The sequence below is a fragment of the Synechococcus sp. CB0101 genome, from assembly GCF_000179235.2.
Classification (GTDB): Bacteria; Cyanobacteriota; Cyanobacteriia; order PCC-6307; family Cyanobiaceae; genus Vulcanococcus.
The window spans coordinates 1367546-1392027 of record NZ_CP039373.1 but is presented as its reverse complement, the minus strand read 5'-3'; the positions used below and the strand labels follow the sequence as shown (position 1 = coordinate 1392027).

Annotated in this window: 20 protein-coding genes; 7 read left to right on the top strand and 13 right to left on the bottom strand. The window is 61.5% G+C overall.

Annotation, left to right across the window (positions count from 1 at the left end; genetic code table 11):
* Positions 1 to 11: 11 nt before the first annotated feature.
* From gcvH to CB0101_RS07520, 3 genes are all read left to right on the top strand, one after another.
* Entirely contained in the window at positions 12 to 401 is a 390-nt protein-coding gene (gene gcvH / locus CB0101_RS07530) for a glycine cleavage system protein GcvH (protein WP_010305610.1), read from the top strand.
* Positions 391 to 3354 carry an aminomethyl-transferring glycine dehydrogenase gene (gene gcvP, locus CB0101_RS07525; RefSeq protein ID WP_010305605.1) on the top strand — a complete coding sequence of 988 codons (2964 nt, stop codon included), beginning with the start codon at positions 391 to 393 and terminating at the stop codon, positions 3352 to 3354. Before gcvH ends, gcvP begins: the two co-directional genes overlap by 11 nt.
* Positions 3355 to 3495: 141 nt before the next feature.
* Positions 3496 to 3726: a hypothetical protein gene (locus CB0101_RS07520; protein WP_010305601.1), complete on the top strand. Its 231-nt coding sequence runs from the start codon at positions 3496 to 3498 to the stop codon at positions 3724 to 3726.
* Here CB0101_RS07520 and CB0101_RS07515 read toward each other — a convergent pair.
* Both CB0101_RS07515 and CB0101_RS07510 read right to left on the bottom strand, forming a co-directional pair.
* Complete coding sequence (locus CB0101_RS07515; RefSeq protein ID WP_010305596.1) at positions 3714 to 3917, bottom strand: hypothetical protein; 204 nt, start codon at positions 3915 to 3917, stop codon at positions 3714 to 3716. The genes CB0101_RS07520 and CB0101_RS07515 overlap by 13 nt on opposite strands.
* Positions 3918 to 4151: 234 nt before the next feature.
* Positions 4152 to 5966 carry a diflavin flavoprotein gene (locus CB0101_RS07510; protein ID WP_010305592.1) on the bottom strand — a complete coding sequence of 605 codons (1815 nt, stop codon included), beginning with the start codon at positions 5964 to 5966 and terminating at the stop codon, positions 4152 to 4154.
* Between the two features lie 258 nt (positions 5967 to 6224).
* Here CB0101_RS07510 and CB0101_RS15375 point away from each other — a divergent pair, with 258 nt between their 5' ends.
* A complete protein-coding gene (locus CB0101_RS15375; protein ID WP_010305585.1) occupies positions 6225 to 6395 on the top strand; it encodes a hypothetical protein in 171 nt (56 codons plus the stop codon).
* 857 nt (positions 6396 to 7252) lie between these two features.
* Positions 7253 to 8233: an IS5 family transposase gene (locus tag CB0101_RS07505; protein ID WP_136643901.1), complete on the top strand. Its 981-nt coding sequence runs from the start codon at positions 7253 to 7255 to the stop codon at positions 8231 to 8233.
* Positions 8234 to 8374: 141 nt separating this feature from the next.
* Here the strand turns inward: CB0101_RS07505 and CB0101_RS07500 are convergent, their stop codons facing one another.
* The 9 genes from CB0101_RS07500 to CB0101_RS07460 all read right to left on the bottom strand — a co-directional run bounded on the left by CB0101_RS07500 (position 8375) and on the right by CB0101_RS07460 (position 19940).
* Complete coding sequence (locus CB0101_RS07500; RefSeq protein ID WP_168187963.1) at positions 8375 to 8878, bottom strand: hypothetical protein; 504 nt, start codon at positions 8876 to 8878, stop codon at positions 8375 to 8377.
* Positions 8879 to 9174: 296 nt separating this feature from the next.
* Positions 9175 to 10701: a ParB N-terminal domain-containing protein gene (locus CB0101_RS07495; RefSeq protein ID WP_168187962.1), complete on the bottom strand. Its 1527-nt coding sequence runs from the start codon at positions 10699 to 10701 to the stop codon at positions 9175 to 9177.
* A gap of 77 nt (positions 10702 to 10778) precedes the next feature.
* On the bottom strand, positions 10779 to 12251 hold the full coding sequence (locus tag CB0101_RS07490; protein ID WP_010305556.1) for a site-specific integrase: 1473 nt from the start codon (positions 12249 to 12251) through the stop codon (positions 10779 to 10781).
* A 152-nt stretch (positions 12252 to 12403) separates the two neighbouring features.
* Positions 12404 to 14146 (bottom strand): diflavin flavoprotein, encoded by a 1743-nt coding sequence (locus CB0101_RS07485; RefSeq protein WP_010305552.1) that lies wholly within the window; start codon positions 14144 to 14146, stop codon positions 12404 to 12406.
* A 165-nt stretch (positions 14147 to 14311) separates the two neighbouring features.
* Entirely contained in the window at positions 14312 to 14728 is a 417-nt protein-coding gene (locus CB0101_RS07480) for an Hsp20/alpha crystallin family protein (RefSeq protein ID WP_010305548.1), read from the bottom strand.
* A 162-nt stretch (positions 14729 to 14890) separates the two neighbouring features.
* Entirely contained in the window at positions 14891 to 15409 is a 519-nt protein-coding gene (locus tag CB0101_RS07475) for an MEKHLA domain-containing protein (protein ID WP_010305544.1), read from the bottom strand.
* Between the two features lie 5 nt (positions 15410 to 15414).
* Positions 15415 to 16353 carry an SWIM zinc finger family protein gene (locus tag CB0101_RS07470; protein ID WP_010305540.1) on the bottom strand — a complete coding sequence of 313 codons (939 nt, stop codon included), beginning with the start codon at positions 16351 to 16353 and terminating at the stop codon, positions 15415 to 15417.
* Positions 16354 to 16357: 4 nt separating this feature from the next.
* Entirely contained in the window at positions 16358 to 19489 is a 3132-nt protein-coding gene (locus tag CB0101_RS07465) for a DEAD/DEAH box helicase (protein WP_010305536.1), read from the bottom strand.
* A 19-nt stretch (positions 19490 to 19508) separates the two neighbouring features.
* Entirely contained in the window at positions 19509 to 19940 is a 432-nt protein-coding gene (locus tag CB0101_RS07460) for a hypothetical protein (RefSeq protein ID WP_010305534.1), read from the bottom strand.
* A 41-nt stretch (positions 19941 to 19981) separates the two neighbouring features.
* On the opposite strand from CB0101_RS07460, the gene alaS reads away from it, so the two are divergent.
* Positions 19982 to 22621: an alanine--tRNA ligase gene (gene alaS / locus CB0101_RS07455; protein WP_029552813.1), complete on the top strand. Its 2640-nt coding sequence runs from the start codon at positions 19982 to 19984 to the stop codon at positions 22619 to 22621.
* A 94-nt stretch (positions 22622 to 22715) separates the two neighbouring features.
* Positions 22716 to 22919 carry a hypothetical protein gene (locus CB0101_RS07450; protein WP_010305525.1) on the top strand — a complete coding sequence of 68 codons (204 nt, stop codon included), beginning with the start codon at positions 22716 to 22718 and terminating at the stop codon, positions 22917 to 22919.
* Here the strand turns inward: CB0101_RS07450 and CB0101_RS07445 are convergent.
* The gene (locus CB0101_RS07445; protein WP_010305520.1) at positions 22916 to 23851 is read right to left on the bottom strand and encodes a diguanylate cyclase; all 936 of its coding nucleotides are present in this window, start codon (positions 23849 to 23851) and stop codon (positions 22916 to 22918) included. The genes CB0101_RS07450 and CB0101_RS07445 overlap by 4 nt on opposite strands.
* On the bottom strand, positions 23848 to 24405 hold the full coding sequence (locus CB0101_RS07440; protein WP_010305516.1) for a cyclic nucleotide-binding domain-containing protein: 558 nt from the start codon (positions 24403 to 24405) through the stop codon (positions 23848 to 23850). The genes CB0101_RS07445 and CB0101_RS07440 overlap by 4 nt, the downstream gene beginning before the upstream one ends.
* Positions 24406 to 24482: the final 77 nt, after the last annotated feature.

The following is a 24482-nucleotide window of genomic DNA, read 5'->3' as shown; positions in this document are numbered from 1 at the left end:
AGGCGGCACCCATGGCCTTCAGCACCCCCGACGACTGCCGTTACGCCGACAGCCATGAATTCGTGCGGGCCGAGGGGGAGCTAGCTCGCATCGGCATCAGTGCCTTCGCCGTGGATCAGCTCGGCGACATCGTGTTTGTGGAGCTGCCGGAGGTGGGCGCCAGCCTCAGCCAGGGCAACAGCTTCGGCACCGTGGAATCGGTGAAGGCGGTGGAAGAGCTGTTGGCCCCGATCAGCGGCGTGATCGAGGCGCGTAACGAAGCTGTGCTGGCCAGCCCCGAGGAGCTGCAAAACGACCCCTACGGCGAGGGTTGGTTGCTGTTGGTGCGCCCCAGTGAGCCCGCCCAGATCGATGGGCTGATGGATGCCACCACCTACAGCGCCAAGGTGGATGGCCACTGAGTTCGTTGCCCGCCACATCGGCCCTACGGAGGCCGAACAGGCGCGGATGCTCGCCGACCTGGGAGTCAGCTCGCTCGATGGGTTAATCGCCGAAGTGGTGCCGCCAGGCATTCGGCTTGGTGCCAGCGCAGCAGCAGAAGGCCTGCCGATCGGTTGCAGTGAGGCCGAGGCGCTTCAGGAGCTGCAGCAGATCGCGGCGGCCAATCAGGTGCGCCGCAGCCTCATCGGACTGGGTTATCACGATTGCGTCACGCCAGCGCTGTTGCAGCGGCACGTGTTTGAAAACCCGGCCTGGTACACGGCCTACACCCCCTATCAGGCGGAAATCAGTCAGGGGCGTCTTGAGGCTCTGCTCAATTTCCAGACTCTGATCAGCGAGCTCACGGGCTTGCCGATCGCCAATGCCTCACTGCTGGATGAGGCCACCGCTGCTGCCGAGGCGATGAGCCTCAGCTATGGCGTCTGCCGCGAGGCCAGCGCCCAGCGCTTTTTGGTGGATGCCCAGGTGCTCCCGCAAACCTGGGCTGTGCTGCAGACCCGCGCCGAGCCCCTCGGTATTGAGCTGGTGCAGGTGGATCCCGCAAGGTTGCTGGAGGCTGCAGAACGGGGAGACGAACCGTTCGCGGCGGCGTTTGGTTTGCTGTTGCAACTGCCCGGCGCCGGGGGTGGCCTCACCAACCCGGCGGAGCTGATCGCGGCGGCCCGGGCGGCGGGGTTGATCGTGACGGCGGCGGTGGATCCGTTGGCGCAAGTGCTGTTGGCCCCGGTGGGGGAGCTGGGGGCTGAGATTGCCATCGGCAGCAGCCAGCGCTTCGGGATCCCCCTCGGGTTCGGTGGGCCCCATGCGGCCTTTTTTGCCACCACCACCACCCATCAGCGCCGTATCCCCGGCCGCTTGGTGGGCCAATCCCTCGATGCGGAAGGTCGGCCGGCCCTGCGCCTGGCTCTGCAGACCCGCGAGCAGCACATCCGCCGCGACAAAGCCACCAGCAACATCTGCACGGCCCAGGTGCTCCTGGCGGTGATGGCCGGCTTCTATGCGGTGCATCACGGCCCGGAGGGCCTGGCGGCGATCGCCAGGCGGGTGTTGCTGCTGCCGGAGGTGTTGCGCCGCGCCCTCGCCGGCCTCGGGCTGGTCGCCGAGCCCGGCTGCGGGTTCGACACCCTGCGGCTGCGCACGCCTCAGGCCCCAGCCCTGCTGGCGGCGGCGGAAGCGGCGGGCTTCAACCTTCGGCTGGAAGCCGGTGGCCTGGCGATCACCCTGGATGAACGCAGCAGCGTGGCTGAGCTCCAGCGCTTGTTGGAGGCCTTGGCGCCAGTGCTGGCCCCCACAGCTGCCGCCCCTCAGCCCTGTGCCGAAACGCTCTGGCAGGCGTTGCAGCAGGAGCTGCACAACGCGGAGTGCAGCGAGGCGCCCGAGCGTCTGCTCTGGGCTGATGCCGTGCCGTATCGCCAGCGCCCCTGGCTGCAGCAGCCGGTGTTCCACCGCTATCGCAGCGAAACCGAACTGCTTCGCTATGTCCAGCGTTTAGCCGCCAGCGACTTTTCGCTGGTGCACGGGATGATCCCGCTGGGTAGCTGCACGATGAAGCTCAATGCCGCCGCCCAGCTGCAGCCGGTGAGCTGGCCGGGTTTCGCCGGGCTGCACCCCTTCGCCCCGGCGGAGCAGAGCGCCGGCTACCGCCAGTTGGTGGCCGATCTGGAGCAATGGCTGGCGGCGATCACCGGTTTTGCCGGCGTGTCGCTGCAACCCAATGCCGGCTCCCAGGGGGAATACGCCGGGCTGTTGGTGATCCGCGCCTGGCAGCGCAGCCGCGGGCAGCACCAACGCACGGTGTGTCTGATCCCCACCAGCGCCCATGGCACCAACCCCGCCAGCGCCGTGATGGCCGGGCTCCAGGTGGTGCCCGTGGCCTGCGACGAACAGGGCAACATCGATCGCGCCGATCTTCAGGCCAAGGCAGAGCAGCACAGCGATCACCTGGCCGCCCTGATGGTCACCTACCCCTCCACCCATGGGGTGTTCGAGCAGGGCATCCAGGAGATCTGCGCCCTGGTGCATGAGCACGGCGGCCAGGTGTATCTCGATGGCGCCAACCTCAACGCCCAGGTGGGCTTGGCCAAACCGGGGCTCTATGGCGCCGATGTGTGTCACCTCAACCTGCACAAAACCTTCTGTATTCCCCATGGCGGTGGTGGCCCGGGCGTGGGGCCAATTGCCGTGGCAGAGCATCTGGTGCCCTTCCTGCCGGGTCATCCGCTGGCCAAACAGTGCGGAGGGGATCAGGCGATCGGGCCGGTGAGTGCCGCCCCCTGGGGCAGCGCCAGCATCCTGCCGATCAGCTGGATGTACATCCGGATGATGGGCGGTGCCGGTCTGCGTCAGGCCTCTGCGGTGGCTCTGCTAGCGGCCAACTGGCTGGCGGAGCAGCTGGAGCCCCATTTCCCGGTGCTGTATCGCGGCGCAGGTGGTCGCGTCGCCCACGAGTGCATCCTCGATCTAAGGCCCCTCAAGCGCAGCGCTGGTCTGGAGGTCGACGACCTGGCCAAGCGGCTGATGGATTACGGCTTCCATGCGCCCACGGTGAGTTGGCCGGTGGCGGGCACGGTGATGGTGGAGCCCACCGAAAGTGAGGGGTTGGCAGAGCTGGAGCGCTTCTGTCAGGCCATGGCCGCCATCCGCCGCGAGGCGGCGGCGATCGAATCGGGCCAGGCTGATCCGCTCGACAATCCGCTCAAGCGGGCCCCTCACACCCTGGTGGCTGTGATGGCAGACCAGTGGGAGCGCCCTTACAGCCGCGCTCAGGCGGGCTATCCAGCGGGTGAGGAACAGTTGGCGAGCAAGCTTTGGCCTGCGGTGGCACGCATTGATAACGCCTACGGCGATCGCCATTTGGTTTGCACCTGCCCATCAGTGGAGGAACTGGCGACGCCAAGCCTCAGCGCCACTTGATTCCGGCGGGTTTGCGTTTAGATTTCGCCGGAATGAAAAATGCGGAATTTCTTTTCGCATCCACCCTTGTTTTTCCGACAGGATCTGCTGCAACTGCAGAGATCACTGCGGATCGGGTGACACCGGCATCTGGGAGGAACGATGAGCACTGACGACCAGGGAACCACGGGGATCAAAGACCACGCCGATCTGTTGCTGCCCGATGTGGCCAGCGCAGAAACACTTCGCGTGGAAGGCACCAATGTGGTGCGCGTTCCCTTCGGTGTTCGTCGTCCGCGCCGTAGCCGTCCCGCTCGCCCCGAGCGTTGGGCCACCGTGGTGCTGCCGTTTGTGGCAGGTGGCAATACTCCGCCGCCGCCTCAGGCGGCCTGATTCAGGCGCCAGTCGATCAAGGCCTTCACATCGTCCACGGAGCTGGCGGGCGTGCGGAAGGGCAGCAGGCTCATCGGGCTGCGTTCCGGGCGCACCAGCCAGGTGAGGTCGTTTTGGGGGATCAAGACAAAGCCGCGATAACGCACCACCCAACGCTGGTGAGCGGGGTTGGGGTCGAGAGCCGCCTGCATTGAACTCGTTCGCTTCCCCGTTATTTGAGCCGGCCTAGGGACTGTTGCCGAGGAGTTCGGTTTTTCTTCAGGCTGTGATGAACAGGTCTTACAGCCTCAACAAATCAACGTTCCAGATCGCTTGCAGTGGCTTGGTTTTGCCGAATTCTCACCTTGGGTTAAAAGATGATTGGGCTGTGGCGTTCGCTACAGCTCAGGGCGCGAGTTCGTGCTGCTGGCATTAGCGCTGAGCCGTTAGTAATTGGCACCGCTGCGCCGCTGGTGCACAGCGGTGGTGGCGGCCGCATCGAGCACAGTGCCGGCTTGCACCTCGGCGTAGAGCAGCCAGTGATCGCCGCATTCCATCCGCTGCTTCACGCTGCATTCCAGCCAGGCCAGCGCCTCCGGCAGCACCGGTAGCCCGGCAGGGCTGTGCTCCAGTTCCAGGCCTGCGAAGCGATCGGCGCCCGGAGCGAAGGGCTGCAGGAACTGCTTCATTGGTCCGGTTTCACGGCCCGAAGCCAGCACGTTGAGCGCAAAGGCATCGCCCACATGCAGCAGGGCTTCCACGGCCCGATCTTTGGCGACGGCCACCGTGAGGCCCGGGGGAGAGAAGCTGGCCTGGCTCACCCAGCTGGCCACCATGGCGCCGCTGAGCTGGCTGTCGCCGCTGCCTTTCACCGTGGTGAGCACGCAAAGCGAACCCACCACGCGGCCCAGGGCCAACACGGCTGGATTGCTGCGGCTTTCGCTCAGGCCGCCGCCGCTGGCGCGGCGCTGCGCCTTGCGTTGTTCGCTCTGCAACTGCCGGCCCAGGGCGGTGCCGGTTTCCTCGATGGTTTTGAGGGTGGCGGCATCGGGGCTGAATTTCACCTTGATCGGCTCGAAGGCGAAGCGGAAGCCGCCATCGCGCAACTTGCTCTCCAGCAGATCGAGCGCTTCACCGCTCCAGCCGAAGCTGCCGAACACGCCCACCGGCTTGGCGCGATCACCCTCCGCCAGAAGGGTGCCCAGGGCCGACACGATCGGTGTGGGGGCATGGCCCCCCAGGGTGGGCGAGCCGATCAGCACCGCATCGCAGCTCCGGATCGCTTCGAGCAGTTTTTCGGTGGGGGTGAATTCGCAGTTGATGCTCTCCACCCGTACGCCCGTGCGCGCCACGCCCTGGGCCAGGCCATCGGCGATGGCGGCGGTGTTGCCGTAAGCGCTCGCGTAGAGCAACGCCACCGACAACTTGGCGCGCTCCTGGGTTTCGCCCCAGCGGCGGTAATCCACCACCAGGCTGCGCCAGCTTTCGGCAATGGCGGGGCCGTGTCCAGGGGCGATGGTGCGGATCGGCAGTTCGTCGATGCGATCGAGCACGGTTTCCACCTGGCGCACCATTGGTGCCATCAGGCAGTCGTAGAAGTAGCGGCGGTCTTCTTCGGTGCTGCTGCGGTTGGCTTCCGCCCAGTCCTCGGTGCAGAGGTGAGCGGCGAAGAACTTGCCGCTCATCAGCAGGCCGCTGCTGTCTTCGAAGGCCATCAAGCCACCGGGCCAGCGGGGCGTGGGGGTGGGCAACAGCTGGAGGCAGTGCCCATCGCCCCGCTTGAGCTCCATTTCCCCCCGTACCACCTGAAGGGGGGGCAGGGGTGGAAGTGCTTCGGCTTCCTCCGTGGCCGCCGCTCCAGGGGGGGCGGGTTTGCGCTGATCCCATAGCTCCCGCAACAACTGGGCACCGGGGTTGGAGCTGATCAACTCCAGCTGCGGCCAACGCTGAGCCAGCTGGCGCAGCAGCTGCACCCGGTTCGGGTTGGTGTGACCCACCACCACCTGCAGCCGGGTATCACTGGGCACCAGGCAGGCCAGGGCCTCCAGATAGGGCTCGGCAAAGGTGTTGCCGGGGGGATGCACCAGCAGCGCTGGTTCCGCACCGCTGGGCAGGAACAGGAAGCTGTTGGCGGTGGTGCCGCGCTCGAGGCCGTACTCCACCTCAAAACGCAGGCGGGTGGGGCTAAGGCCCCGCAGGCAGACCAGGCCGGGGTCGATCTCGAGCTGGATCACCCGGCGGTCGTTGGCGGCGCTGCCCATCAGTAGTGAATGGTCATATTGCTAGACCCCTCGTGAAACTCCAGTGATACCAACGGATTACGGGCAGCGATTTTGGAGAAAAAACCTTTTACCTGGATTTTCCCCAAGTTCGCCTCCCCTTGATTGGATGCACATGCCCATTATCTCGGGTCTGTTGCTCGGTTGGCAAAGCACCTACAACCTGATGTCACACCCGATGTCCTGTTCCTGGTCTGACTGCTGCTACTGCTCCTCCAACGCCTCGCTGCTGCCTTTCAAATGAAGATTGTTTTGGAATACCAGGATCAGCATGGCAAATGGCATCGCTACCAGGAGAAGCACAACGAAGGCGATGCCTATAGATCTGCCAAGGCGAGGTCAAAGGCGACAGGCAAGAGGTTCAGGATCGTTGATGGTGACGGCAGATTGATTGATTTGATTGACCCGTGACTTTCTTTAATGTCTTTTTTCCTGGCGGATTTTTTTGAAACCGAGGATTAGAACTCTCGCCTTTGGGTAAAGGTTTATAGATTGACTACCAAAATAGGGGGGTAGGCATACCCTTGTTTTTGACGTGCCTTGTCACGAAAGTCCAGACCAGTGTTGGTCATCTCCCAGCAATTTCTTGATCTTATCTGCTCGTTTTTTCTTTTTGTAAGCACTCATCATTCGTTTGACGATATCTGATCTGCGTGACTGTTTCTTGGATTTGTTTGCCTCTGTATCTTCTGAGTAGTTTTCCATATCATTTGTTCAACTTGTATTCTCGTTGGATCAGGATGCTGACAATCTCATCAGCAGTCAAACCTTTCTTCTTTGCATCGTTCAAGACGACTTTGAACACATTATCTGGAAGTAGGACTTTCTTCATCTGATTTATCTTGATAGGTGACTGGCGGATTGTTGATTGTTGTATTTGTCCTTCCTCACCAACTGACGCAGGTATTGAGATTTGCTTTGATACGACTGGCGAGCAAGTTTGTTCAGGTCTTCAATCAGGTCTAGTTCGTGATACGGGAAAGAGACACAGATGCATTTGCCTAGGTCTGTGTCTGTGTTGTTCCTTCTGGTATGTGTGTTCATCTTATTCTCCTTGATACTTCTATGTATGAGCATGAACTCATGTTTGTGCATGAGCTCATGCAGGATCTTCATTTAATGTCTTGGACTGATCAGGTCACTATTCAGGACATCTAGGAATAGATCCTTGTCTTGGGCATACCGAGCAGCAACTGCAAAGGAAATTCTGGAAAACCCAGCCCGTCTGCGCGAAAATGAACCTGTAATCGCAGACCAGGACTGGGTTGATGGGCGGCAAGCAGCTCGGTTTCACGGACTATGAGCTGACCACGGCCAAGAAGCGCACCAAGCGCGAGAAATTTCTCTCCGAGATGGAGGCTGTGGTGCCTTGGCAGGCACTCATCGATCTGATCGAGCCGCACTACCCCAAGGCGAGCAAGAAAGGCGGCAGGCCTCCCTATCCGCTGGCAACGATGCTGCGCATTCATCTGCTGCAGCAGTGGTACTCCCTCAGCGATCCGGCCATGGAAGAGGCCTTGATCGAGGTGCCCACCATGCGCCGCTTTGCCGGCATCGAGCTGATCAGCGATCGGATCCCGGACGAGACCACGATCCTCACGTTCCGCCATCTGCTTGAGAAGCATGGGCTGGGTGAGCAGATTTTTGACACCGTCAAAGCGCTCCTGGCCGCTCGGGGCGTAACCATGCGTCAGGGCACGATCGTCGATGCCACCTTGATCGCAGCGCCCAGCTCCACCAAGAACAAAGATGGGAAGCGGGATCCGGAGATGCACCAGACCAAAAAGGGCAACCAGTGGTACTTCGGCATGAAGGTCCACGCCGGCGTTGACAAGGACTCAGGCCTGATCCATTCGGTTGTCGTCACCGCCGCCAACGTGCACGACCTCACCCCGGCAGCTGAGCTACTGCATGGAGATGAGGAGGTGGTGTACGGCGATGCTGGCTACCAGGGCATCGCCAAGAGACCAGAAATGGCTGGCAAGACAGCGGAGTTCAGAGTGGCGATGCGGCCCGGCACGCGCAGGGCTCTTCCTGACACCCCGGATGGGAGGGTGCAGGATCTGATCGAGACGGCCAAAGCTCACATCCGCTCCAAGGTTGAGCATCCCTTCCGTGTGATCAAGCAGCAGTTCGGCTTTCAAAAGACCCGGCTGCGAGGCTTGGCCAAGAACCGCTGCAAAATCAACGTGCTTGCGGCACTGTCGAATCTGTACCAGGCCCGACGACAATTACTCGCGACAGTGTGAACAGGGACTTGGTGTGCCTGCACACCTCTATTTAGCCTCAAAACCAGCCGAAAGTGGCTGGATATGTGAGCCAAGGTCATCAAAAAATGGCCTCAGAGGCAATTTGCAGCCAAAACCACTCTTTCTGCTCGCTGCCGCCGCTCAAACACCGCTTGTCCAGAGTTTCCCAAACCTCTTGAGTTCTTGACGTTTGATCTCTTTGAAGTTGTAGGTCTGATGATGTGTTTTATTCCATCTCTTCACGACTACTCCTTCGTTTCCAGGAGTAGTGCTCTTTAGCAGTTTCTTGATTTTTGGTCCGATCTTGTACTGCAGAACGAACTGCAGTTCAGATGGACTATTCCAAAGCACCTGCGTAGGGTCGGTAATGATTGCCGACCCAGTTCTACTGTTGTTGTAGAGATGCATATGAGTATGGTAGGTCACCTTTCCTTTTTCATTTAGTATCCGTTCCTGAAATGCAGTGATGCCTAGGCGATGCGGAAATGCAGGAATATCTCCGCATCGTTTGACACCAGTTGCTTCACGCAAGAGTAAGTTCCGCGTGTGACGAGTATGTGATTGAGCTGTTATTGGATCTGTAGGCATATCGTTCCACAATATAGTCACAAAGAACTCGGGAGGATATTTGTCCCAGGTTTTCAAGATCCATTCTGTCAGTGATCTATTCAAGTTATCCATGTTATCTAAGTAATACGAAGTCCTTGACTGCCTTCAGATGTTTTTGAAGACAGAAAAGGTGTTTATATGGTCATCAAAAGTATTGATCTTCCACCAGCGGAGAAGATATTCCATTTTGACGATCTTATGCTACATGAGGATCATCTAGTATTTATATGATCTACATATCCATGGATGCTCTTGATGATGCAATCCACGCTAAGGCAACATCAGAGAGTGCTTTTATTCAGCAATCTCATATGGATATTATATCATCTTTTCTATAGTTCGTCAAACCTTACCCAGCATAGATTTGTTTCGTGTGACTTCTGGACATAGGAGTGCTTATAGTTCCTTACTGCGTTGAGATTGCCCCATACATTATCCAGACGATTATGCATTTTGTCCCACAGAACGAGATTGTACTGTTTTGCGATCCGTTGGAACTCGTAGTCCATATCAACGATGCCTCCTGCCCCACGGCGACCTGATCCTACTTTCAGGATGATTGGATGAAAAGATTTAATGTCGTAATTTGATCGTCTAATCAATCTGGAAAGATTTCCCATCATGGTATCAATCTTTTCAAAGAAGGCGTCGTTGTCCAGTTTCCCAATATCCCAGTCACTGCAACCATAGTCCTCTGCCTGGAATACATAGGGAGTGTCTGAAATGCAAGCATCAAATACTTCTGACTGATCTGACCACTTTTCTAAGGTGATGCCATCTGCTAGGTGAAGATCAAAATCTCCACTCTGTTCTGTAAAATACTTCTCGCATACTTCCCTCACTTTATTGACGTTAGCAGGATTGCAATCAATACCAACTACTCTTCTTTTGTGATACAGAGCAGCAAGAACATTTGTGCCTCTTCCCATCATGTTCTCCAGTATCAGGTCGTTCTCTTTGGTGTAATACTGAACTAAGAACTCAGCATGATCTGCGAGCATCATGTAGTTAGGGATCTCTGAAGTCCCGAAATGAAGTTTCCTTTTATTGATTTCCACCTCATCTGACTTGTTGATCAGTTCCACCAACTTCTGCAAATGGATGTTGGACTTCTTGAACTCCATGATTGACTGTGGTATGCCCCATCTGCCCTTCACATCAAAATCAACACCACGATCACCCCTACGACGATCCCAGTCCTCTAGAGAGGCGATTGTGAATGCTCGTTTGAAGGTTCTATGCTTTCCTGTGATCAGCAGGTTTGCAACCTTCAACTGAATAGCATCCGACTGCTTGGAGAGTTTGTGCATGTCGGTAAGAACCTTTGCAAACTCTGTCCCTTTGAGGAGATCACGAACCTCAGGGGACAGGTTGATCACTTCTCGTTTCATCCGATATGTGCGATCACTCATTCCCAGCTGCTTTGCCAGTTGAGGAGTAGTGATCATCCCCTCTGAATATTGATTGCCTCCGTTCTTCATCCTTACTCCAAGGTCATTCAGGATTTCCTCTCTCCGTTCAATATGCTCCGCAGTTTCAATCGCATCTAACTCAGTTCTGGATATGTTCTCTTCTATCTCAATCAACTCGCCCTTGAGTTTTGACGTGTCTTGAATGATGCATGGGATTGTTTTGTATCCCAACATTTTGTATGCAGACCATCTATGAAAACCTGCTAGCAGAAAATATTCACTGTCTATTGTTATGGGATTGATCAATCCGCATAATTTAATGCTCAGTGCTAGTTCTGATATCTTTTCTTCCTTAGGTGTCCTCAGACGAAACCTTGTTCTGATCTTGCTGACATCAACTTCAGTTACTTGATGGTCGTCATGCAGTGTGATCACCTCTGCAATCATCTTCATCAGAACTTTTCCACTGTTGCGAAAATAGCTCAATTTGAGAGGGGCGGCAATCGTTGCCGACCCTGCCGTGATCAATCTGTTTCTTCTAGGGACTTCACCTTTGCCATTCCTTGTGTGATCTTGTCTGTGTTGCTCTCAATCTGGACATGACTGTAGTTTTTTTCTATGTATAGAACTGAACTGCCGATATTCTTTGCTAGCAAATGTATATTCATTCCATTCCTCAATCGCAGAGTGACATAGAAATGCCTTTGACTGTAGAGAACAATCTTTCTATTTGTTTTGTCTAGTTCTTTTTGGATGCCCGACCATTCCAGGACATTTGCCAATCGTCTTGTCAGTGCTGGTTGTCCCCATGGAATGTTTTTTGTTTGACGTTCCCAGGTTGGGTTTCTGAACAGGTAGTCGCTAGGTTCGCAGGTCATCCCGATGTCTTCATAAGCTCTCTGAAGGCGTTGCAGGCGACGGGCAACAGGTGCGTTGATCCATCGCGATCTGCCTGTCTTTGAGTTCTCTGCTCTGACCTGCAGTAACCGCATCACCTCTTGATGCTCGGGTGTGTCTTGAGGATTGATGCGAACATCTCCCCATGTCATCGTCATCAACTCGTTAGGTCGTGCTCCAGTGTTGTATGCAATCAGCATGTATTCCCTAAAGATCTGCCTTTTGCATCTCTCTAGATTGGTCCTGCCTTCTGGTTTTAGGTAGGCATTCGTCCTCATGTAGGTCGTCAGTTTCAACCACTCTTCTTCTGTGAGGAGATCCCTTTTGTGTGTGCTGTCAGGTTGAACTCGTAACCTTTCAAAGGCAGGAATATTCTCCAGTGAAATGTATCTATTTTCTAGGGCATACTTGTGATACATGGATTTCACCTCTACAACTGCAGAGTTGATGTAGGCATGTGAGTATGGTTTGCTCTTGTAAGCTTGTTTTTGTTGAGATTGCACCCAGTATGGAAATTCTTTTCCTATCTCTCTGGGTATCTGTTCAATAGGTCTTGCTGATAACTTCTTCTCGTCAATAAATGTCTGCCAAATCTTCAGGTATCCCTTCTTTACTGCGTATGTCTCTGCAGTGATACCTGCTTTTGGGACTGGTGAAATCTTCTTCGCTTCTGACTTCAGATACTTCTCTATCAGTTTTAATGTAATGAGCGATCTGGACTTCTCCCCTCTGTTGATCTTCCCTTTGACTTCCTGGTAGAGCAAACGACCACGAACCAGTGCCTCACTGCGATCTGGCGTGTCTAATGACTTTATGAATGGTGTCTTTCCTTTTTCCTTGACCCGTAGGTAGTAGTTCCTCCCTTGCGTCTTGTTGTTCCTGTAGATCCAGGCATCAGTGAAACCTGCATACAGGAATTCTTTGTCTCCTACCAACTTCATCCCCTGCTCGTCAGGAGACGGGACTTTGCCTGCCTTTGCCTTGGCATCAGCAAGCATCTTGATGGCGTCCAGCAGGTCGCCAGCATCTAGTCCCTTGCTGTCCAGCAGCGAGGTCAGAACCTCAACCTGCTCTCTGTTGATGGGCGGCGGTGGTGGCAAAAACTTTTGACTGTTTTTTCGCCAGATGATCTGACCCAGTTCCTGGGCGTCAGGGTGTCTTACTTGGTTTTACCTAGTGCCCCTGACTGACTTTGCTGGCATGAACCTAATGATACCAGTGCTTCTGGGCGATCACAAGGGCAAATTAGTCACTAGTAGTGGTTCCCCACTTTGCGGTGGTGCACGGCGGTGGAGGCTTCGGTGTCGGCCACGTTGCCCTGCTCCACTTCGGCGTAGATGATCCAGTGGTCGGGCCCTTCCATGCGCTGCTGCACGCGGCAGCCCAGGAACGCCAGCGCATCACCGAGCACCGGGCCGCCCGCCGCCACGCCCTCGAGGGTGGCTACGCCGGCGAAGCGATCGGCGCCGGGCGGGAAGCGCTTGAGGAAATGGCGCAGCAGCGGCTGATGGTTGTCTTCTCGCAGGATGTTGAGCACGAAGCGATCGCCCACCTGCATCAGCGCTTCGATGGCGCGGTCTTTGGCCACGGCAACGGTGATGCCGGGCGGATCAAAGCTGGCCTGGCTCACCCAGCTGGCCACCATCGCGGAGGCCCGCTCCTCCTGGCGGGCTGTCACCACATAGAGGCCGCCGGAGAGGCGCCCGAGGGCTTTGTCGAGGTCGCCATCGAGGGCTTTCATCGCCGCGATTGTTTTGGCGCGGGTGAGCAGCTGGCCGAGGTCGGTGCCGGCTTCTTCGCAGCGCTGGTAATCATTCCCGTCGGGCACCTGGCGGATGCGCAACGGTTCGAAGGCTTCCTTCTGGCCGAGGCTGCGCAGCTGTGAGGCCACGGTGTCGATCGGTTCGTCGTTGCCGCCGTAGGCGTCGTAGGTGGCCACCCATTGCTTGGGTTGCAAGGCTGCCAGCAGGGTGCCGATCGAAGCCTGCAGCTCGGCATCGGGATTGGCGGGCCAGGTGGGCACCACCACGGCGCTGGCTTCACCGATCAGCGCACTCAGCTCCTGGGCATCGGTGGCGCGCAGGTCCACCAGCTGCACTTGAGCTTCCGCCTTGCCGATACCGCGGGCGATGGCCTGGCTGAGGCGATCACAGAAGCCGTATTGGCTCACGTAGCAAACGGCGGCATAGGCCTCGCCCTTGCTGCGGCCCTCGCTCCACTCGCGGTAGTCGGAGAGCCAGAGGCTCAGGTGCTCGCGCAGCAGAGGCCCATGGCCCACGGCAATGGTGTTGATCGCCGGCAGCGCGTCCATGCGCTTCATCGCCTGGAGCACGCTGCGGGCGTTGGGGCCCATCAGGCAGTCGTAATAGAAGCGGAAGTCCGGCGCGATGGCGCCCGGGTCCACATCGAAGACGTCGTCGGAGCAGTAGTGCAGGCCGAAGGCGTCGCAGGTGTAGAGGATGCCGGTGCCGTGATCGAAGGAGAAGATCGTGTCCGGCCAGTGCAGGTTGGGTGCGCTCAAAAACTCGAAGCGGTGCTGCACGCCGCTTTCCGGGTTGGTGCCCAGATCGAGCTCTTCCCCGCTTTTCACCGCCCGGCTTTTGAAGGGGCGGTGCACCTGGTTTTCCAGGAACTGAATCGCCACCTTGGAGCCCACGATCTCGATGTCTGGGTTGAGATCGATCAGATGCCCGATCAGACCTGAGTGGTCGGGTTCGGTGTGGCTCACGATCAGGTGATCGATCGCCTTGGGATCGATCTGCTCCTGCAGCACCGGCAGCCAGGTGCTCTCGAACTTGAGGTGGCTGCTGTCGATCAGCGCGGTGCGCTCGCCCCGCACCAGGAAGCTGTTGTAGGTGGTGCCGTTGCGCAGGCCGAACTCAATGTCAAAGCGGCTGCGGTCCCAATCGAGCGAACGGATCGTGGTGGTGTCGGCCCCGATCGCCTCGCACTGCAGGCTCAGGCGGGGTGTGCTCGCTACAGCCGTCTCAGCCATGGGTCCGCGCGCGGTTGGCGGCAACTGTAGGAAGGGCTCTCGGTATCAGGGTTCGGGTCGTGCGGCCGCGTAACCCCCAGCAAAAAGCCCCGGCACTGAGGCCGAGGCTGGGTCCCGTCTCGTTTGGTGTGATCTCGGTGTTGGCGGCGTGCCGCCTTGTCTGAGTCAGCCCTCCACCTTCACGCTCACGCTGGTGAGGGTCTGGGCTTTGGGCACCTCCACCGTGAGCAGACCGTCGCGGTAGACGGCCTGGACGGCTTCGCGATCGATGCCCGAGGGGAAGCGGAAGCTGCGGCTCCAGGTGCCATAGCGGATCTCGCTCAGTAGGGCGGCGCTGGTTGCTTCGTTGCTTTCGGGCTGGGGGGCGCGGCGTTCGGCGCTGATCACCAGGTTGCGATCGGTGGCTTTCACGTCGATCGAGTCGCGGGCGACGCCGGGCAATTCCAGGCAGATGCTGTAGGCGGTTTCGGTTTCGTGCACTTCAGCGGCGGGCACGCGCTCGGCGGTTTGGATCTGTTGCTCGAGGCGCTTGAACAGATCGGTCTCGAGGCGATCGAAGGCAGATTGACGAAGGGTGAGCATGTCTGGTCCTCCAGGATGTGCGGGTGCGGGGTGTTCACCCGCAACGCCAATGTGCTTGGCCTGATTGATCGCTAGGAGTGCAAGAACCGACCCTCAAGGTGCGGTGCTCACACCCTCGGTTCGGCTGCTACACCAGGGTTTTCGCGAGAGCCGAACAGAGGCTTACAGCCACCACCAGCTGCTGAACGCTGCGGCTTGTCCGCAGGGCTGATCACCGGGGCCCCAGAGGGTCCAGAGGCGGGCGTTGTGAATCTGAAAGCGGCGACCGCTTTTGCTGATGCGCACGCCGGTATACCCCTCGCTGGCGTGTTGCTGCAGGGCGGTGGCGAGCATGCGGGCCCGCCCGGCGCGCTCCTGCGGTTCCGCGGTGAGCCCTGAGGGCATGCCGATCATCTCGGCCCAGCTGCGTTCCCACAGCTGCAGCGCAGCGGCGTTGGCATAGATCAGCGCTGGATCGGTGCTGCCGTCGTGGGCGAGCACCACCGTGTCGGCCGCGAACAGCTCCTGGGGGGCATGTGGGCTTCCGGCGCCATCGCCGCCGGCGAGGAGCGGCCGGCCGAAGGCCCGCTCAAAGGAGCTCAGGATGCAGCGGGCCAGGTGTTGTTTGCCCGGCGTGAGCCAGGGGGCGGCTGCCTGCCCAACGGCGAGACGGCGCAGGCGCCTGCGGCGGGGTTTCGCCATCGCGTTCAGCTGCTGGCGCTGGCTGGGGCGCTTGCATCGCCGTCGCTGTTGCTGCTGCCGGCGGACATGGCGGTGGCCATGGCGCTGGTGCTGCAGGCGGCACCCTGGGCTTTGAGGTGGTCCACGAAGTGCTTGGCGGCTTCGGGGAAGCGGCCGTCTTCCGCCAATGGCAATGGACCCGCTTCATCGAGGCCGGTGTCGCCTTCCATCGCCGGGGTGATCACCACGAGCCCCGGATCGAGGGCCGCGCCGTAGCTCCACCAGCGGTTGGGATCGCGGATAGCTGCAGGAGCGGGATTGAGGGAGCCTTCGGCGGCTGGCTGCGGGGGGGCATCGGCTGGAGCTGCCTCTTTCGCTTCTTTGGCCTTTTTCGCCAGCAACGCTCGCCGCTGCACCGCCAGATCGCTGAGCAGCTGGGCGCGGGTGCGGCCCCGCAGCTGGAAGAGCACGAAGGGGTCTTCGCTGAAGCGCTCGCCCATCAGGTAGTAGACGGCGCTCACGTGTTTGCAGGGGTTGATCTTGTCGGGGCAGGTGCATTCGCTGCGCACCTCCTGCAACTTGAACGGGAACAGGCGCCGGCCGCTGGCGGCGAAGGCGCGTTCGATGTCCTGCGGCATCACGCCCGCCAGCAGCTGAGCCGACCAGCGCGCTTTTTGGCCGAGGGCCTCGAGCACGTAGCCCCAGTCGTCGTCGCTGAGCACGTCGAGCCAGAGCTTCACCTTGTAGGGGTCTTCGCCGCTGCCCTGCACGCGGGCGTGGATGCGGCGGCCTTCAAAGCGGATCGAGAGCACGTTGCCGCTGCGGGCGTACTCCCAGGCGCGCTCGAGCCGTTTCTTGAAGCGGTAGCCGTTGATCAGCTCCATCCACTGCTCCACCCACCAGGGCTGCTGGCCCAGGCCCTGATCGCCCAGTTGGGTGGTGATGCCGTTGGGGGTGATGGTCATCGCGTCAGTCCTCGCTGAGGGTCACCAGGTCCTTGAGCTGGCTCACGTCCATGCCGCCGAGCCAGTCTTCGCCGGAGCCCACGATGTCTTCGGCGAGTTTCGACTTCTCCTTGATCATCCGGTCGATGCGCTCCTCCACCGAACCGCTGGTGATGAACTTGTGCACCATCACGCGGTTCTGCTGGCCGATCCGGTAGGCACGGTCGGTGGCCTGGTTTTCCACGGCCGGGTTCCACCAGCGATCGATGTGGAACACGTGGCTGGCGCGGGTGAGGTTCAGGCCCACACCGCCGGCTTTGAGCGACAGCAGGAACAGTTGCGGGCCGCGGGGATCCTCCTGGAAGCGATCCACCATCGCCTGTCGTTCGGCCTTGCTGGTGTTGCCGTAGAGGAAGGGCACCGGTTGCTTCCACCTCTGCTCCAAGTGGGCCTTGAGCAGGTGGCCCCATTCGGCGAATTGGGTGAACAGCAAGGCGCGATCGCCCGCTTCGATCACCTCTTCGAGGATCTCTTCGAGGCGTTGCACCTTGGCGCTGCGGGCGGCGAACTCCTTGAAGAAGCCCACATCGCTCGGGTCGGGGTCCTGCTTGAGGGCCAGGGCCGGGTGGTTGCAGATCTGCTTGAGCTTGGTGAGCAGGGCCAATACCTGGCCGTGCTTCTGCCCCAGCGGCGCCCGGGCGATCGCATCGAGGCTCTCCTCCACGGTTTGGTTGTAGAGCTTCTTCTGCTCGGGGGCGAGCCCCACCCATTCGCTCAGCTCCACCTTCTCAGGCAGGTCGGAAATGATCGATTTGTCGGTTTTGAGGCGCCGCAGGATGAAGGGACTCACCCGGCTCTTGAGATCCCGCAGCGACGACATATCTCCATAGCGCTCGATCGGTAGGCGATAGCGCTGGCGGAAGAAGGGTTCATCGCCGAGCACCTTGGGATTGAGGAAATCCATCAGCGCCCACAGTTCGCTGACGCGGTTTTCCACTGGCGTGCCGGTGAGGGCGATGCGGAAGCGCGGGCCGCATTTGCTGCCCCGGCCGGGCCGCCCCAGATCCCGCGCCGCCATCGATTGCTTGGCGTTGTGGTTTTTGATCGCCTGGGCTTCATCGATCACCACGCCCTGCCAGTCGATCGCCTCCAGCAGTTCGCTGTCGCGTTGGAGCAGGCCATAGGTGGTGAGCACCAGATCCACGCCCTTGAGGGCTTTCTTGATCGCCTCGGGGCTGTTGGGGCGGCGCGGGCCGTAGTGCTCGTTCACCACCATGTCGGGGGTGAAGGCCGCCGCCTCCCGCTTCCAGTTGGTGAGCACCGAGGTGGGCGCCACCAGCAGCACCGGGCGTTTCAGTTCGTCTTCGGCTTTGAGGTGCTGGATGAACGCCAGCAGCTGAATCGTTTTGCCGAGACCCATGTCGTCGGCCAGGCAGGCGCCCTGATCGAACCGATGCAAGAAGGCGAGCCAGCCCAGGCCGCGCTCCTGATAGGGCCGCAGTTGGCCGGCGAAGCCAGGTGGGGCGGGCAGGGGGTCGGGGGCTTTCTGCTGGTGGTACTGCTCGAGCACCGCCTGCAGGCGCGGCCCGGCGGTGAAGGCGTGCACCGGCAGGCGTTGCAGCGTTTCGCCTTCGTTGCCGGTGATGCGCAGGGCGTCGTCGAGGCTGAAGGGGGGCTCAGCGGCGCAGAACTTTTCGGCGTTCTTGAGATCGAGCGGGCGCAGTTCGATCCAGGCCCCTTTGTGCTGCACCAAGGGGCTGCGTTTGGCCGCCAGCTTCTCGAGGTCTTTGAGGGTGAGGGTGACGCCGCCGATCATGAATTCCCAGCGCCACTCGAGCGTTTCGCCGAGGGTGAAGCCGCGCGATTTTTCGGGCAGCTCGGCGGTGATCGCCAGGCCCAGGCGCGAGGCCAGGCCGCCCGAGAGGCTGGCGGGCAGCACCACGCCCACGCCCACATCCCGCAGCCGGCTGGCCGCGGTGCGTACCAGCACGAAGGCCTCCGCCGGAGTGAGCTGCATCGCTTCCGGGGTGGCGGCATCGAGGCCGCGCTCGATCGGCTCAAACGCCAGCAGCGCTCGGCCCAGGCCCTCCAAGAGCAGCGCGCCGGGTTGATCCAGCTGGATCTCGCCCAAGGCCAAGCTGCCGTCGCCGGCGCCCCACACGATCCCGGCGGGCACCCGCAGGGTGGGATCGGCTTCGGCCTGCAGCCCAAAGCGCAGCTCCCACAGCTCTTCCCCCTCCGGCGGGGTGAACAGCTCCAGGCAGGCGCGGGCGGGTTCCACCTTGCCCGCCACGGTTTCGCGCCAGTGGTGGCTGGCGATCGCCAGGCGTTCCTGGTCTTCTTCCTCGATCTGGATGCGGCCGTCGTGGCTGGCGAGGCCCTCTTCCCAGGCCGCCAGCAGCGGATCGAGGCCCTCACCGCCAGGGGCAAAGGCGGAGCGCAGCTGGCCGTCCACCAGCTTTTCCACGATGCTGGCCACCAGCAGGCGGTTGGAGCGGGGCCGGCCGCAGGCCAGGTGCGGTTCGGCGCTGGAGGCGGCCACCACCTGGGGCATGCGGGTGGCGAGGTCTTCGAGGCGGCGGCGGTCGTCTTCGCGGTTGAGCAGGGGCAGCCAGCTGGCTTTGCCCTCGGCAGCATCGGGCAGCCAGCGGCCGCGCGCGATCAGGCTCAGGCACCAGCGCTGCAGATGGCACCACCAGAGCAGGTCGTCGCCCAGGCCCGCCTCCGCGGTGCCGGAGAGGGGCAGTTGATTGAGCCATTCGGCCGCGGGGCCGGGCTTGAGGAACCAGCCCTCCAGCTGCCAGGGCCACCAGGTGAGGTCTTTAGGGAGCGGTTCACCTGCCTGCAGAGGCAGCCCGCTCCAGGCGCCGGCGCCCTCGCTTTTCTGGCCGCGGCTGAGTTGCTGGCGGCTGGGCAGGGTGAGGGTGACGGTGGCCTGGCGCAGGTCTTCCGACCAGAAGTGGTTGTCGTCGAGCCAGGTGGCCAGATCGTCGAGGTTGAGGCTGAGGGGGTGGAACGGCGCTTCGCCGCTGGGGCTCACCGGCTCGGCCACACGCCAGGTGTCCGCCCAGATGAACAGGCCCGCGCTGGGGGCCTTGCCCTTGGCGAAGCTGCCCCGCGGAACGACGGGCAGCCAGGTGGCATGCAGCAGGCTCATGGAGGCGGGGCCTGGGGAGTCAGGGTCGCCGGATCACGGTGTGCCCTGCCGCGAAAACTCGAGGCAGAACCTGCGATCCGTGCAGCACCAGTGCGGCGCCGATCAGCGGCAGCCAGGCACGAACGAGCTCCATCATCACAGTTGGCGCCACCAACGCCAAGTTCTGCAGCCAAGGGGAGGGCAGAGGCCAGGGGCTGAGGGGCGGGAGCGCCAGGCTGTGGATGCCGCATACAGCGCCCACCAGGCCCGCTTGCAGGTGGCTGTCGTCGGGGTCGACCCGTTGCAGGTGGAAGGCGAGCAGGCCATAGAAGAAGCCGCATCCGCCGGCCCGCAGCGCCGCCTCCACACCGAACGGCAGCCCAAACACCAGCGCGCTCAGCCCGGCACCCAGGGCCCAGGCGATCGAGCGCAGGCGCAGCTGCGCGCGGGAAGAGTCGGTGGGGGCGCTCATGCTGCGCGATCATGCCCGGTTCAGGCTTTTCTTGCTTCGCCATGGCTGCCGCCGCCCCTCGCACTGGTGCTGAGATCCGCGCGGCGTTTCTCGATTTCTATGAGCAGCGCGGCCACAAGCCCATGGCCAGCGCCTCGCTGGTGCCGGAAGACCCCACGGTGCTGCTCACCATCGCCGGCATGCTCCCCTTCAAGCCGGTGTTTCTGGGACAGCAGCAACGGCCGGCGCCCCGCGCCACCAGCTCCCAGAAGTGCATCCGCACCAACGACATCGAAAACGTGGGCCGCACGGCGCGGCATCACACGTTTTTCGAGATGCTCGGCAACTTCTCCTTTGGCGATTACTTCAAGGAGCAGGCGATTCAGTGGGCCTGGGAGCTGAGCACCGGCGTGTTCGGGCTCTCCCCCAAGAACCTCGTGGTGAGCGTGTTCCGCGAAGACGACGAGGCCGAAGCGATCTGGCGTGACGTGGTGGGGGTGAACCCCAAGCGAATCATCCGCATGGATGAGGCCGACAACTTCTGGGCCTCCGGCCCCACCGGCCCCTGCGGCCCGTGCTCAGAGATCTATTACGACTTCAAGCCCGAACTCGGCGATGACGGCATCGACCTCGAAGACGACTCCCGCTTCATCGAGTTCTACAACCTGGTGTTCATGCAGTACAACCGCGACGCGGAGGGCACCCTCACGCCGCTGGCTAACCGCAACATCGACACCGGCATGGGCCTCGAGCGGATGGCCCAGATCCTCCAGGCCGTTCCCAATAACTACGAAACCGACCTCATCTATCCGCTGATCGAAACGGCGGCGCAGCTGGCCGGTGTGGCCTATCCCGCCCTCGATGACAAGGGCAAAACCAGCCTGAAGGTGATCGGCGACCACAGCCGTGCCATCACCCAATTGATCTGCGATGGCGTCACCGCCAGCAACCTGGGCCGCGGCTACATCCTGCGCCGGTTGCTGCGCCGCGTGGTGCGCCACGGACGTCTCCTCGGTATCGACAAGCCCTTCCTCACGGCGATGGGTGAGGCGTCGATCGCGCTGATGCAGAGCGCCTACCCGCAGCTGGTGGAGCGGCGCGAGGTGATCCTGGCGGAGCTCCAGCGCGAAGAAGCCCGCTTCCTGGAAACCCTGGAGCGCGGCGAGAAGCTGCTGGCCGATGTGCTGGCGGCCAAGCCCAAGCAGATCTCAGGCGAGCAGGCCTTCGAGCTCTACGACACCTACGGCTTCCCGCTGGAGCTCACCGAGGAGATCGCCGAGGAGCATGGCCTCACGATGGATCTTGAGGGATTTGAAGCCGCGATGGAGGCCCAGCGCCAGCGGGCCAAGGCCGCGGCGGTGAGCATCGATCTCACCCTGCAGGAAGCGATCGATCAGGTGGCCGCTGATCTGGAGGCCACCGCCTTCCGCGGCTACGAGCTGCTCGAGCAGAGCAGCTGCGTTTTGGCGTTGGTGGTGAACGGCGAGCCAGCGCAGCGCGCCGTGGCCGGCGACAGCGTGCAGGTGGTGCTCGACACCACCCCCTTCTATGGCGAGGGCGGCGGTCAGGTGGGTGATCGCGGTGTGCTCAGCGGCGACGAGCTGATCGTGGCGATCGATGCGGTGAGCCGGAACCGCAGCGTGTTTGTGCACAGCGGCCGCATCGAGCGCGGCGTGCTCAGCCTCGGGGATGTGGTGCACGGCCAGGTGGACCGAGCCTGCCGCCGCCGCGCCCAGGCGAACCACACCGCCACACACCTGTTGCAGGCGGCGCTGAAGCAGGTGGTGGATCCGGGCATCGGCCAGGCCGGTTCGCTGGTGGATTTCGATCGCCTCCGTTTCGACTTCCACTGCCCCCGCGCCGTGAGCGCATCAGAGCTCGAGCAGATCGAAGTGCTGATCAACGGCTGGATCAGCGAGGCCCACAGCCTTGAGGTGCAGGAGATGGCGATCGAGAAGGCCAAGGCTGCCGGCGCCGTGGCGATGTTCGGCGAGAAGTACGCCGATGTGGTGCGCGTGGTGGATGTACCCGGCGTGTCGATGGAGCTCTGCGGCGGCACCCACGTGGCCAACACCGCTGAGATCGGCCTGTTCAAGATCGTGAGCGAGAGCGGTGTGGCCGCTGGCATCCGCCGGATTGAGGCCGTCGCCGGTCCAGCCGTGCTCGCCTATCTGAACGAGCGTGATGGGGTGGTGAAGCAGCTGGGCGAGCGCTTCAAGGCCCAGCCCGCCGAAATCGTGGATCGGGTGGTGCAGCTGGCCGATGAGCTCAAGGCCAGCCAGAAGGCCCTGGCCGCGGCGCGCGAGGAGTTGGCCCTGGCGAAGTCGGCGGCGCTGGCCGGGCTGGCGGTGGCTGTGGGTGAGCACCAGCTCTTGGTGGCACGCCTTGATGGTGTGGAGGGCGGCGGTTTGCAGAGCGCTGCCCAGGGCCTGGCGGATCAGTTGGGCGACGGCGCGGCCGTGGTGCTGGGCGGTCTGCCCGACCCCGCCGATCTGGGCAAAGTGATCCTGGTGGCATCGTTTGGCAAGGCGGTGATCGCGGCCGGCCCCAAGGCCGGAGCCTTCATCGGTGGCATCGCCAAGGCCTGCGGTGGCGGCGGTGGCGGCCGGCCCAACCTGGCCCAGGCCGGTGGACGCGATGGTGCAGCCCTTGATGGGGCGTTGGAGCAGGCCCGCACCGAGCTCGCGGCGGCGCTGGGCTGAGGCGAGCCAGCCGGATGGCGAACCGCTCCTAGTGGCTGGCGCCTTCAAACAACGGGGGAATCCTTCAGGTATCCATCGTTAGGAGCTGCAAGCCATGGCCAGCAGCTTTTCCATCCAGGCCCGCCAGCACTGGACCTTCCAGCTGGTGTTGCTGGGTAGTCGCCTGAGGCTCGAGGGCTGCCGCGCAGCCAGCGGCCCGGGTGATGAGCCCTTGCACTGCTCCACCTGGCTGCAGCCCCAGGATGCGCCCTACGACGCGGCGCATGAGCTGATGGCGCATCCGAGCTGCTGCGTTTAACCCAGCTCCACCCGATTGCGGTCGTTGCGTTTGGCCCGGTACAGGGCGGTATCGGCTCGCTCCAGCTGGGCTTCCCAGCCCTCGCCCGGGGTCCGCAAGGCCACGCCGATCGAAATGGTGACCGGCGGTAGGTCATCGCTCTGGAGGTGTTGCACGGCCTGGCGGAGTCGTTCGCCAAGTCCCTCGGCGGCTGCCTGAGAGGCCTCTTGCCGGCAGATCACCAGGAATTCCTCACCCCCCAGCCTCACCAGTGCATCGCTGGGCCGCAGCGCATGGCGCAGGGTCGTGGCGACGGCTCTGAGCACGGCATCGCCGCAGCTGTGGCCGTGGGTGTCATTGATCGCCTTGAAGTGATCGATGTCGACCATCAGCAGGGCCAGCTCTGGGCATAGCCGCAGGGACTCGAGGTGTTGGTCCAGCCAATGGCGGTTCAGGGCGCCTGTGAGGGCATCGCTGAGGGCGCGGGTCTGCAACTGTTGGTTGAGTGATTGGGCGCCGCGGGCATGCAGGTTCGAGTGCCGAAGGCGCTCCCCAAGCAGCTGTAGCAAGTTGAGGGCGAGTTGGTGCGACTGCTGGGCCCAGGCCAGAAGGTGCTCTCGTTCGATCACCAACACCTCGCTGGCCTGTTCTGCGCGCACCCAGGCGGTGGTCTCACCCAAGGTGAGGGTCGACACCTCACCGAAAACCTCTCCCGGGCTAATAGTCGCGAGCGGCGTTGCGCCGCCCTGCTGGAGGGTCACCAGCAGCTGCCCCGAAATCACCAGAAAGGTTTCTCTATTGGCTTGATCGGCGGACAGCACCGAGCTGTTCCCCGCGAGGTAGCGCATCTCGGCCGCCTCCAGCCATTCGATCAGCAGCATTGGATCGATGCCGGCGAACAGAGGGGATTGCAGCTGCAGCACGCGCTCCAGCAGCTCGGGGCTGCCTGTCATCGCAGCAAGCCCTCCAATTGATCCGCCGCCGTCGCAATCGAATGGCCGCGGTGGCGCAAGGCCTTACACGTTTGTTGCAACAGGGCTTGATCCCCGCTGTGGGCGGCCTTGATCCCATCGAGCAGCAGGCCCACCAATTCGTTGCCTTGCAGGCAGCGTTGACTGATCAGGTCGAGCAGTTCGATCGAGAGGTCGGCATCAAATAGCATCGCTTTGAGCAGTTGGTCGCTGTCTACAGCGATCAGCTGGGCGGGAGCATCGAGCACCTGCACATCGGCGGAATGCACGCCGTTGCCGAACAGGCCCATTTCCCCCAGCAGTTCTTCGGCTTCCACGATCGCCAGGGTGTGGGGTTGGCCATCGCTCTGCCGCACCTGGATGGCGACAGTGCCTTCGGTGAGCAGCAGCACCCGCTCGGCTGGGGCGCCCTGCCGGAGTAACAGTTCACCGGGCTCGGCGCGGAACTCCACCGGCACGATTTCACTGTCGTGGGCCGCCAGGAGCAGTTTCATCCGCTCCCGCACGATGCTGCGTTGCGTTTCGATCCCCCCCATCGGCTGCCCTGCGGCGTGTGCTCATCCTGGTGGGGTTGCCCCCGCCTGGCCACTGCCATTGCCGTGGCGCTTCAACT